9 protein-coding genes and 1 pseudogene are annotated in these 10,382 nt (G+C 70.5%); 5 read left to right on the top strand and 5 right to left on the bottom strand.

Going from position 1 to position 10,382, the window contains the following annotated elements; genetic code table 11:
- From ACWIF2_RS32780 to ACWIF2_RS32760, 5 genes and pseudogenes are all read right to left on the bottom strand, one after another.
- Positions 1-591 (bottom strand): FMN-binding protein (locus tag ACWIF2_RS32780; RefSeq protein ID WP_454364525.1); only part of this gene is annotated, 591 nt, incomplete at its 3' end.
- A gap of 40 nt (positions 592-631) precedes the next feature.
- Positions 632-2,014 carry a ferredoxin reductase family protein gene (locus tag ACWIF2_RS32775; protein ID WP_454364524.1) on the bottom strand — a complete coding sequence of 461 codons (1,383 nt, stop codon included), beginning with the start codon at positions 2,012-2,014 and terminating at the stop codon, positions 632-634.
- A gap of 136 nt (positions 2,015-2,150) precedes the next feature.
- A complete protein-coding gene (locus ACWIF2_RS32770; protein ID WP_454364523.1) occupies positions 2,151-2,849 on the bottom strand; it encodes a L,D-transpeptidase family protein in 699 nt (232 codons plus the stop codon).
- A 3-nt stretch (positions 2,850-2,852) separates the two neighbouring features.
- Positions 2,853-3,440, bottom strand: coding sequence for a pyridoxamine 5'-phosphate oxidase family protein (locus tag ACWIF2_RS32765; protein ID WP_454364522.1), 588 nt, complete (start codon positions 3,438-3,440; stop codon positions 2,853-2,855).
- Positions 3,441-3,556: 116 nt separating this feature from the next.
- Positions 3,557-4,000 (bottom strand): annotated as a pseudogene (locus ACWIF2_RS32760) (hypothetical protein); the annotation flags it as partial.
- Positions 4,001-4,240: 240 nt separating this feature from the next.
- On the opposite strand from ACWIF2_RS32760, the gene ACWIF2_RS32755 reads away from it, so the two are divergent.
- From ACWIF2_RS32755 to ACWIF2_RS32735, 5 genes are all read left to right on the top strand, one after another.
- On the top strand, positions 4,241-5,434 hold the full coding sequence (locus ACWIF2_RS32755; RefSeq protein WP_454364521.1) for an argininosuccinate synthase: 1,194 nt from the start codon (positions 4,241-4,243) through the stop codon (positions 5,432-5,434).
- An 84-nt stretch (positions 5,435-5,518) separates the two neighbouring features.
- On the top strand, positions 5,519-6,952 hold the full coding sequence (gene argH / locus ACWIF2_RS32750) for an argininosuccinate lyase (protein ID WP_454364520.1): 1,434 nt from the start codon (positions 5,519-5,521) through the stop codon (positions 6,950-6,952).
- Between the two features lie 150 nt (positions 6,953-7,102).
- Positions 7,103-8,074: an aldo/keto reductase gene (locus ACWIF2_RS32745; RefSeq protein ID WP_454364519.1), complete on the top strand. Its 972-nt coding sequence runs from the start codon at positions 7,103-7,105 to the stop codon at positions 8,072-8,074.
- A gap of 107 nt (positions 8,075-8,181) precedes the next feature.
- On the top strand, positions 8,182-8,733 hold the full coding sequence (locus tag ACWIF2_RS32740) for a TetR/AcrR family transcriptional regulator (protein ID WP_454364518.1): 552 nt from the start codon (positions 8,182-8,184) through the stop codon (positions 8,731-8,733).
- Positions 8,730-10,265 carry an MFS transporter gene (locus tag ACWIF2_RS32735; protein ID WP_454364517.1) on the top strand — a complete coding sequence of 512 codons (1,536 nt, stop codon included), beginning with the start codon at positions 8,730-8,732 and terminating at the stop codon, positions 10,263-10,265. Before ACWIF2_RS32740 ends, ACWIF2_RS32735 begins: the two co-directional genes overlap by 4 nt.
- Positions 10,266-10,382: the final 117 nt, after the last annotated feature.

Below are 10,382 nucleotides of genomic sequence, written 5' to 3'. Positions count from 1 at the left end.
GTCGCTGCGTCCGCCCTTGGGGGCCTGGACCGCCTCGGCCTTGGTGATCTTCCCGCCGGCCACGGTGACCCGGACCTGGACCGGGCCGTACTGCGTCTGCACGGCATCGCCGGTGAGGGTCTGTGCGTTGCCCGAGCCCTGCCCGGCGCCGCCCGCGGCCTTGGCCTTGTCCAGAGCCGACTGGAGGGACTTCTTGTAGCCGGCGCTGGTGTAGGTGGCGCCCGAGACGGCGTCGATCTCCGCGCTCTGCGCGGCGACCGCCGCCTGGTTGAGGCGCGGCACCGAGCTGGCGGTGATCTGGTCGCTGCGTCCGCCCTTGGGAGCCTGGACCGCCTCGGCCTGAGTGATCTTTCCGCCGCTCATGGTCAGCCGGACCTGCACCGGGCCGTACTGGGTCTGCTGAGCGTCACCGGTGACGGCGCCGTTCACGCCGCCCTGCGGCGCCTGCCCGGCAGCCGCCGGAGGAGCCTGCCCGGCAGCCTGGGCGGAACCCGGGTCGGAGGCCGGCTTCATGGACAGCAGCAGCACGATCCCGGAGACGGTGGCTGCGCCGGCGAGCACGGCACGCCGGACGGGGTGAGACTTCCTCATCGTTTCTCAAGCTCCTGAAGGGCCGTTGATGTCCCGTCGCTCACATCTCGAACGACTCGTGATGGATACGGCGGGCGGGGACTCCCGCGCCGCGCAGTGCTTCGTAGACCGACTGCGCGAAGCCGGGCGGCCCGCACATGAAGACGTCGTGGTCGTCGACGTCGGGGATCTTCCGCTGCAGGGACTCCGCGGAGATGTCGGGGCGTTCGCCGTCGGGGCTGTTGACCGCGTACATCAGCCGCGCGCCGCGCTCGTCGGCGATCTTGGCCAGCTCGCCCCACAGGGCCAGGTCCTGGGTGGTGTTGGCCCGGTACAGGAGCGTGATGTCGCCGGAGGCGCCCGGCAGCGTCTCGAACAGGGCCCGCATCGGGGTGATGCCGACACCGCCCGCGACCAGCAGCACCTTGCCGCGGCTGCGGCGCTGCGCGGTCATCGCGCCGTACGGGCCCTCGGCCCACACCTTGGTGCCGGGCTCGAGATCACGCAGCCGGGAGGTGTGGTCGCCGATAGCCTTGACGGTGATCCGCAGCATGTCCGGGCGGGGCGCCGCCGACAGCGAGTAAGGGTGCGAACTGAATCGCATGCCGGGCGCCTTGAACCGCCAGCGGAAGAAGTGCCCGGCCTCCGCCCCCATCCGGTGCAGCTTGCGTCCGCTGATCAGCACCGACACGATGCCCGGGGTCTCCTCGATGACCGCCGCGACGCGCATGCGGTGCCGCAGGTTCAGGCGGATCGGGGTGATGATCCGGTACCAGAGGACCAGAGCGGTGACCACGCCGTAGAGCCCGTACCAGAAGGTCTTCGCGGCCGGCTCGACGGCGAACTCGTTGCCGGTCGTGATCTGGTGCCAGAACGTCATGTACACCGACGCGTAGGTGAGCAGGTGCACGTGGTACCAGGTGTCGTACCCGATCATGCGGCGGACCCCGCCGATCGAGAGGATCCCGATGACGAACAGCAGACCCGTGCCGATGGCTGCCTTGCCCATGTCCGGCAGCTGGTTGATGGAGTCGGTCGTCTGCTGGACGATGTCGCCGAGTCCCTTGCCCGCCTGCAGGGCGTAGCCCCACATGGTGAGGAAGACATGGGCGAGGACCAGGCAGAGCGTGTACCGGCCGGTCATGGCGTGCCAGCGCGCGACCCGGTCGGTGCCCACCCGTCGCTCCAGCGCGGGCACCCGGGCCATCTGGAGCACCACCAGCGCCATGAGGTAGCCGGCGAGCAGGCCGGTGATCCGGCCCGCGGCCAGGATCTTGCTCGCGTTGTCCGCGAGGGACGGTGTGTTGTCCCACCACAACCACAGCACGGCCGCGGCTCCCGCCCACAGGGCGATCAGCAGTGGGACGGCCGGGGAGCGGCGCGGGCGGATGCGGCGCATCGTCTGGCGACGGGCGGCACGGCCGCCTGCGAGCGTGGTGGTCACGGTTCCTCCGTGGGGACTTGACCCTTGGCCCACAGATACGTGCCGGGACGCGGGAGTGTTCAGCCGCGTACCGAGTCATGTGCGCAGGGGAGTGACCGGCGGTAACACGCTCGAGTGGCCGCGCGGCGTCCCCGCCTCAGTAGCGTGTGACGGCTGTGGTCCCGCTCTGCGTCCCGACGGCGATGTGGGGACGCTTCGCCGGGTCGGCCCAGGTGAGGATCCGCCGCATGGCGTCCTTCGGCACGGAGACGCACCCGGCCGTCGCTCCCCGCCCGTTGACATGCAGGAAGATCCCGGCGCCACGCCCCCGGACGGGACGCTCGTAGTTGAAGTCGATGACGAGCGCGTGCGCGTACTGCGCCGGGTAGGTGATCAGCTGCTCGGACTCGGCGGCCCGGCAGTCGGCCGCGAGGGGCTCGGTCCAGCGGTTGTAGGAGCGGGAGTCGTTGTCCTGGCACCACCAGGAGTCCCGGTGCACCCGGCGGTAGCCGTACGCCGTCCCGCGAGGCGCGGCCTTGATGCCGAAGGCGTACGGCAGTCCGTACAGGCCCGTGGGGGTGGTGTCCGTGCCCTGCTCACGGGCGGCGCCCTCGACGAGTCCGTTCGCTCCGAACCGCGCGGGCGCGGAGCCGGTCCTCACCCACCGCCCGCCCCTGAGGTCCCACCAGGTGACCGTGCCCGTGGTGGAGGCCCGCTTCGGGGCCACCGCGGTGATCAGCTGGGTGCCGCCGCCGGTGTCCGCCATCCGGTCCGGCAGCGGCGCCGCCCGGCCGGGCTGCCCGGCGCCGAGCACGAGGAGGGAGGAGACGGTGAGGGCGACGGCACCTGGGCGCATGTCTCAGACCGTAGAGGGAGGCAGCGGCAACGGCAGCCCGGGTAGTCCGTCCAGGCTGGTCGCGATGTGCTCCTTCTTGGTGAAGTAGGCGTCGAGCGAGGCGTCGTCCTCGCGCGCGAAGCGCTTGCCGTGCAGATCGCGCTCCGCCTCGTACTCCATGAAGGGCACCGCGTAGCCGCAGGTGTCGCGGACGAGTTCGGCCGTCACGACGATGATCGCGCGCAGACCGTGCCGGGCCGGATCGATGTCCGGGAAGCGGGCGAGGAGTTCCCGGAAGCGCGGGTCGTCGCGGAAGACCGGCTCGCCCCGCCCGTGCACACGGACGATGTTCGGCGGCCCCTGGAAGGCGCACCACATCAGGGTGATCCGCCTGTTCTCCCGCAGATGGGCGATGGTCTCGGCGTTGGAGCCGGCGAAGTCGAGATAGGCGACGGTGTGCTCGTCGAGCACCGCGAAGGAGCCCGTGAGGCCCTTGGGTGAGAGGTTGACCGTGCCGTCGGCGGACAGGGGAGCGGTGGCGGTGAAGAAGACCGGCTGCGCCTCGATGAACGAGCGGAGCCGGCCTTCTATGCGCTCATGAGTCTTTCCCATGTCAAACGATTATGGGCGCAGGTCTTTTGACTGTCTAAGGAATTACGGGCGAGGGGGCCCGTGGCCGCCCCGGCCGGCGCTCACTCGGGGCGGCCACGGCGCCTGTCACCTCACTGGTTGAGCTGGCAGGCCGCGAAGGCCTCGAGGCCCTCGGGCTTCTCGGCGGCGCGGCCGATGGCGGTCTCGATGCGGTTGAGGGCGGCGACGCGCTTGTCCTCGAGCGGGCCGAGGATGGCGTTCTGGACGAAGTTGGGTCCGCCCTGGCCGACCGTGTCGACGAGGCGCTTGTTCGCCTCCTGGATCTGGGTGTTCAGCTGGGCGAGGTTGCTGTCGACCTCCGCCTGCGCCGAAGCGGGCACCGCGGGCAGCTGCCCGGTGACGTCCGGGCACGAGATGGTGCCGGGGCCCGCCAGCGTCCGGGCGTTCGTCCCACCGCTCGCGGACGACTCCTCCCCGGCGAGGGCGAAGCCGGCGATCACCGTGCCGGACAGTGCCACCGCGGCGGCGCCGCCGATGAACGCGACGCGACGCTTGTTGTACTTCGGAAGAGCCCTGGACATGCGGATGCCTCACTAGGGGTCGGGGGACGGGGGTGTCCTCGGTGTGGTGAAACGCGGCGCCTGCGTTCGGCGAGAGGTACGAGTAAGCGGTTTCCCGCGTTCAAGAGATCTTCAAATTCTTCTCGGCCTGACCGAAAACCGCTGCTAGCCCCGAGCCTGGGTGTCCGCTGGATTGACGAATCATGCAGTGCTCTGCATACTCATGCAGGACAGTGATTGCAGTACGGAGGAGAAGAACCCGTGACCGAGCGCGTCGTACTCGCCTACTCCGGCGGTCTTGACACCTCCGTCGCCATCGGCTGGATCGCCGAGGAGACGGGCGCCGAGGTCATCGCGGTCGCGGTGGACGTCGGCCAGGGCGGCGAGGACCTGGACGTCATCCGCAAGCGTGCGCTCGCCTGCGGTGCCGTCGAGGCCGAGGTGGCGGACGCCAGGGACGAGTTCGCCGAGGAGTACTGCCTCCCGGCGATCAAGGCCAACGCCCTCTACATGGACCGCTACCCGCTGGTCTCCGCCCTGTCCCGCCCGACGATCGTCAAGCACCTCGTGGCCGCCGCCCGGAAGCACGGCGCCACCACCGTCGCCCACGGCTGCACCGGCAAGGGCAACGACCAGGTCCGCTTCGAGGCCGGCATCGTCGCCCTCGCCCCCGACCTGAAGTGCATCGCCCCGGTCCGCGACTACGCCATGACCCGCGACAAGGCCATTGCCTTCTGCGAGGCCAAGGGCCTGCCGATCGCGACCTCCAAGAAGTCGCCGTACTCCATCGACCAGAACGTCTTCGGCCGCGCCATCGAGACCGGCTTCCTCGAGGACATCTGGAACGCGCCGATCGAGGACATCTACGAGTACACGCAGAACCCGGCCCTCGCCCGCGAGCCGGACGAGGTGGTCATCTCCTTCGAGGCGGGCGTCCCGGTCGCGATCGACGGCAGGCCCGTCACCGTCCTCCAGGCGATCCAGCAGCTCAACGAGCGCGCCGGCGCCCAGGGCATCGGCCGGATCGACATGGTCGAGGACCGGCTCGTCGGCATCAAGTCGCGCGAGGTCTACGAGGCTCCGGGCGCGATCGCCCTGATCACCGCCCACCAGGAGCTGGAGAGCGTCACCGTCGAGCGCGAACTCGCCCGCTACAAGCGCGGCGTCGAGCAGCGCTGGAGCGAGCTGGTCTACGACGGCCAGTGGTTCTCCCCGCTCAAGCGCGCCCTGGACGGCTTCGTCGACGAGGCCAACCAGCACGTCACCGGCGACATCCGGATGACCCTGCACGGCGGCCGCGCGGTCGTCACCGGCCGGCGTTCACAGCAGTCGCTGTACGACTTCAACCTCGCGACCTACGACACGGGCGACACCTTCGACCAGTCCGCGGCCAAGGGCTTCATCGACATCTACAGCCTGTCGTCGAAGATCGCGGCGAAGCGCGACCTGGCATAGGCATTCACGGGACCTGGCCTGGGCGTATAAAGGTCTGCGTCTGAAGGTCCGCGTCACATCCACACCCCTCTAGGAGCAACGCAAGTGAGCAGCAACAGCGGTGACGTCCGGCTCTGGGGCGGCCGTTTCGCCGACGGTCCCGCCGAGGCCCTGGCGAAGCTGTCCGCGTCCGTCCACTTCGACTGGCGGCTCGCGCCGTACGACATCGCCGGTTCGCGTGCGCACGCGCGCGTGCTGCACAAGGCCGGGCTGCTCACGGACGACGAGCTGACGAGGATGCTCGAAGGCCTCGACCGGCTCGAAGCGGACGTCGCCGACGGCTCCTTCGTCGGCACCATCGCCGACGAGGACGTGCACACCGCGCTGGAGCGCGGCCTGCTCGAGCGGCTCGGCCCCGACCTCGGCGGCAAGCTGCGCGCGGGCCGCTCCCGCAACGACCAGGTCGCGACCCTCTTCCGGATGTACCTGCGCGACCACGCCCGGGTCGTCGGCGGCCTGATCGCGGAACTCCAGGACGCCCTGATCGGCCTCGCCGAGGCGCACCCCGACGTGGCGATGCCCGGCCGCACGCATCTCCAGCACGCCCAGCCGGTTCTGTTCGCGCACCACGTCCTGGCCCACGTCCAGTCCCTCTCCCGGGACGCGGAGCGGCTGCGCCAGTGGGACGCGCGCACGGCGGTGTCGCCCTACGGCTCGGGCGCCCTCGCGGGCTCCTCCCTGGGCCTTGACCCGGAGGCGGTGGCGAAGGACCTCGGCTTTGAACACGGCTCCGCGGGCAACTCCATCGACGGCACGGCCTCCCGCGACTTCGTCGCCGAGTTCGCCTTCATCACGGCGATGATCGGGGTCAACCTCTCCCGGATCGCCGAGGAGGTCATCATCTGGAACACGAAGGAGTTCTCCTTCGTGACCCTGCACGACGCGTTCTCGACGGGCTCGTCGATCATGCCGCAGAAGAAGAACCCGGACATCGCGGAGCTGGCCCGCGGCAAGTCCGGCCGCCTGATCGGCAACCTGACGGGCTTGCTGGCCACGCTCAAGGCCCTCCCTCTCGCGTACAACCGCGACCTCCAGGAGGACAAGGAGCCGGTCTTCGACTCCATCGACCAGCTGGAGGTCCTGCTGCCGGCCTTCACCGGCATGATGGCCACCCTCACGGTCCACCGCGAGCGCATGGAGGAACTGGCCCCGGCCGGCTTCTCCCTCGCCACGGACATCGCCGAGTGGCTGGTCAAGCAGGGCGTCCCGTTCCGCGTCGCCCACGAAGTCGCCGGCGAGTGCGTGAAGGTCGCCGAGGCGGAGGGCAAGGAGCTCGACGACCTGACGGACGACCAGTTCGCCAAGATCTCCGCCCACCTGACCCCCGAGGTCCGCACCGTCCTCAACGTCCCCGGCGCCCTGGCCTCCCGCAACGGCAGGGGCGGCACGGCCCCGAGCGCGGTCGCGATCCAGCTGGCCGAGGTGAAGGCGGACGTGGAGTCCCAGCACGAATGGGCAGTGGCCAAGAAGCAGGCCTGAGGGAATCGCCCTTTGGGGGCGCGGGGAACTGCGCGACAAGCCACACACAACCCGCACTCGCAAACACACAACAAGCCCCGAGCTCTCAGGCGAAGGTCATCGCGGGGGTTACGTTGGTCGAAAGCCGTAGCCGACCAAACGGAGCCCGCGATGCCCTTCGCCCGCCTGGCCACAGCAACAACCCCCACCTGCCACATCGGCCTCGGCCTCGCCGCCGTCGGACGCCCGGGCTACATCAACCTCGGCCGAGACGAAGACCTCGGAGAAGACCGCAGCGTCGAGACGCTCCGCAACCGCACACACGAACTCCTCGACGCCGCCTACGCCCAAGGCGTCCGCTACTTCGACGCCGCCCGCTCCTACGGCCGCTCGGAGGAGTTCCTCGCCGACTGGCTCAACGCGAGGCCCGCCTTCGACGACATCGTCGTGGGCAGCAAGTGGGGCTACACCTACACCGCCGACTGGTCCACGGACGCCGAGAAGCACGAGGTCAAGGACCACACCCTCGCCACCTACGAACGGCAGCGCGCGGAGAGCGACGCCCTGCTCGGCGACCGGATGGACCTCTACCAGATCCACTCGGTGACCCCGGACAGCCCGGCCCTCACCGACAAGGAACTGCACGCGAAGCTCGCCGAGGCCGCCGCCCAGGGGCTCACCATCGGCTTCTCCACCAGCGGTCCGGCCCAGGCGGACGCGATCCGCGCCGCCCTCGCCGTGACGGTCGACGGCGAACCCCTCTTCCGTACCGTCCAGTCCACGTACAACGCACTGGAGACCTCCGCCGCGCCCGCTCTCGCCGAGGCGCACGACGCCGGGCTCACCGTGATCGTCAAGGAGGGCATGGCCAACGGCCGGCTCGCCGGGCCGCATGCCCCTGACGTTCTGCGCCAGGTCGCCGAGGAGGCCGGACTGGGCTGCGACGCCGTCGCCCTGGCCGTGATCCTGCGGCAGCCCTGGGCCGGTGTGATCCTTTCCGGTGCGGCCACCACCAACCAGCTCGCGTCGAACCTGCACGCCGCGGTCGTCGACCTCGACGACGACCAGCTGACCCGCCTCGCCGCACTGGCCGAGGAACCGCACACGTACTGGGAGCGGCGCGGGCAGCTGCCCTGGCACTGAGCATCACAGCATCGCCTCTCCGTAAGACGACAGCGATAAAGCGACAGCCATGAGACGGGCATGCCCAGCATGAGACATCAATGTCTCATCTGGGCTATGCTTGTCTCATGGCTGTCGATCCTGATCACGTGCTGCGCACCGCCGCGGCCCTGCTGACCCGCAAAGCCACCGCGACCATGGACGAGGTCGCCAAGGCCGCCGGGATCAGCCGGGCCACGCTGCACCGCCACTTCGCCGGGCGTGACGCCCTCGTCCGCGCGCTGGAGTCGCTCGGCATCGCGGAGTGCGAGGCCGCACTGGACGCGGCCCGGCTCGACCAGGGCACGGCGAGCGACGCCGTACGCCGGCTGGTCGGTGCCATCGAGCCCGCCGCCGGACTGCTCGCCTTCCTCTACACCGAGAACCAGCTGTTCGAGGGCGAGGAGCAGAACGCGGGCTGGGCCCTGATCGACGACCGGATCTCCGCACTGTTCCGGCGCGGCCAGCTCGACGGCGAGTTCCGTATCGACCTCACCCCCGCCTGGCTCACCGAGGCGCTCTACGGCCTGCTGGCCTCCGGCGCCTGGATGGTGCACAGCGGCAAGGGTGCCCCCAAGGACTTCCAGCACATGATCGTCGAGCTGCTGCTCGGCGGCGCACTACGGAGAGAGGAATCATGACCAGCACCTTGCAGGCGGCTGAAGCGACCGAGGCGGTGAAGCGCCCGGGCCGCTGGCTCGCACTCGGCGTCCTCGTGCTCGCCGTGCTGCTGGTGGCCGTCGACGCGACCGTGCTCGGTCTCGCGACCCCCTACATCAGCGAGGACCTGAAGCCCTCCGGCACACAGCTGCTGTGGATCGGCGACGTCTACTCGTTCGTCATCGCGGGTCTGCTCGTCTCCATGGGCAGCCTCGGCGACCGCATCGGCCGCAAGCGGATCCTGCTGATCGGTGCCACTGCGTTCGGCGCGATATCCGTGTTCAACGCCTATGCCACCACCCCCGAGATGATGATCGTCGCGCGCGCCCTGCTGGGCGTCGCCGGCGCCACCCTGATGCCGGCCACGCTCGCGCTGATCCGCAACCTCTTCCACGACCCGCGCGAACGCAGTCTCGCCGTCGGCATCTGGGGCGCCACCGCCTCCGCCGGTACGGCCGTGGGCCCGATCGTCGGCGGCTTCCTGCTGGAGCACTTCTGGTGGGGCTCGGTCTTCCTGATCAACCTGCCCGTGATGGCGGTCCTGGTCCTCGTCGGCATCAAGCTGCTGCCCGAGTCGCGGACCGCTAACGCCGGCCCCTGGGACCTGGTCAGCGTCGTGCTGTCGCTGGTCGGCATGGTCGGTGTCGTGTACGCGATCAAGGAGGCCGCCACCCACGGCTTCGCCTGGGCCACCCTGGCCGCCGGTCTGCTGGGCGCGGCCGCCCTGTACGGCTTCGTACGCCGTCAGCTCAGGCTCCCCGCCCCGCTGCTGGACATGCGGCTGTTCCGCCACCGCGGCTTCAGCGGGGCCGTGCTGGCTGACCTGCTGACCATTCTCGGCCTGTCCGGGCTTGTCTTCTTCCTCTCCCAGTACCTGCAACTCGTCCAGGGCAGGCGCCCCTTCGAGGCGGGACTGGCCGAGCTGCCCGCCGCGATCGGCGCGGTGGTGGCCGGTCTGGCCGCGGGGCGCGCGGCCCGCCGGTTCTCGGTGCGGGCCGTTGTCTCCGGGGGCCTCGCGGCGATCGGCCTCGCGCTGGCCGCGCTCACGGTGATCGGCCAGTCCACCGGCTACCCGCTGCTCGGGACCGCGCTCCTGGTCGTCGGTGTCGGTGCCGGCTTCTCGTTCACGGTGACCGCCGACGTGATCCTCTCCAGCGTGCCCAAGGAGCAGGCGGGCTCCGCCTCGGCCGTGTCCGAGACGGCGTACGAACTCGGCGCGGCCCTCGGCATCGCCGTGCTCGGCTCCATCGTGACCGGCGTCTACCGCGACTTCACCGGCCCGGCGGGCACCCCGGCCGCGGCCCACGAGTCGCTCGGCGGGGCCGTCGAGGCGGCCGCGAGCATGCCCGCGCACAGCTCGGCGGTGATGCTGGACGCGGCCCGCACGTCCTTCGTCGACGGCCTGGCCCTCGCTGCGGGCGTCGGCGCGGCGGTCCTGCTGGCCGCGGCGGTGGCGGCGTGGTTCCTGCTGCGGGGCCAGAAGCTGGAGGACGGCCCCGCCGACCACGCGTGACGCTCCCCTGCCCGGCCGGCGAACGCCCTTGAGGGCGGCCCCCAGGGGCAGGGCGCGTCAACGCCCCTGAGGGCCATGTCCTCAGGGGCGCGGGGAACTGCGCGGCAAGCCCATGGC

This window comes from Streptomyces sp. NPDC055506, assembly GCF_053643595.1.
The sequence above is the reverse complement of the archived record's forward strand: the minus strand, read 5'-3'. Positions and strand labels throughout refer to the sequence as shown.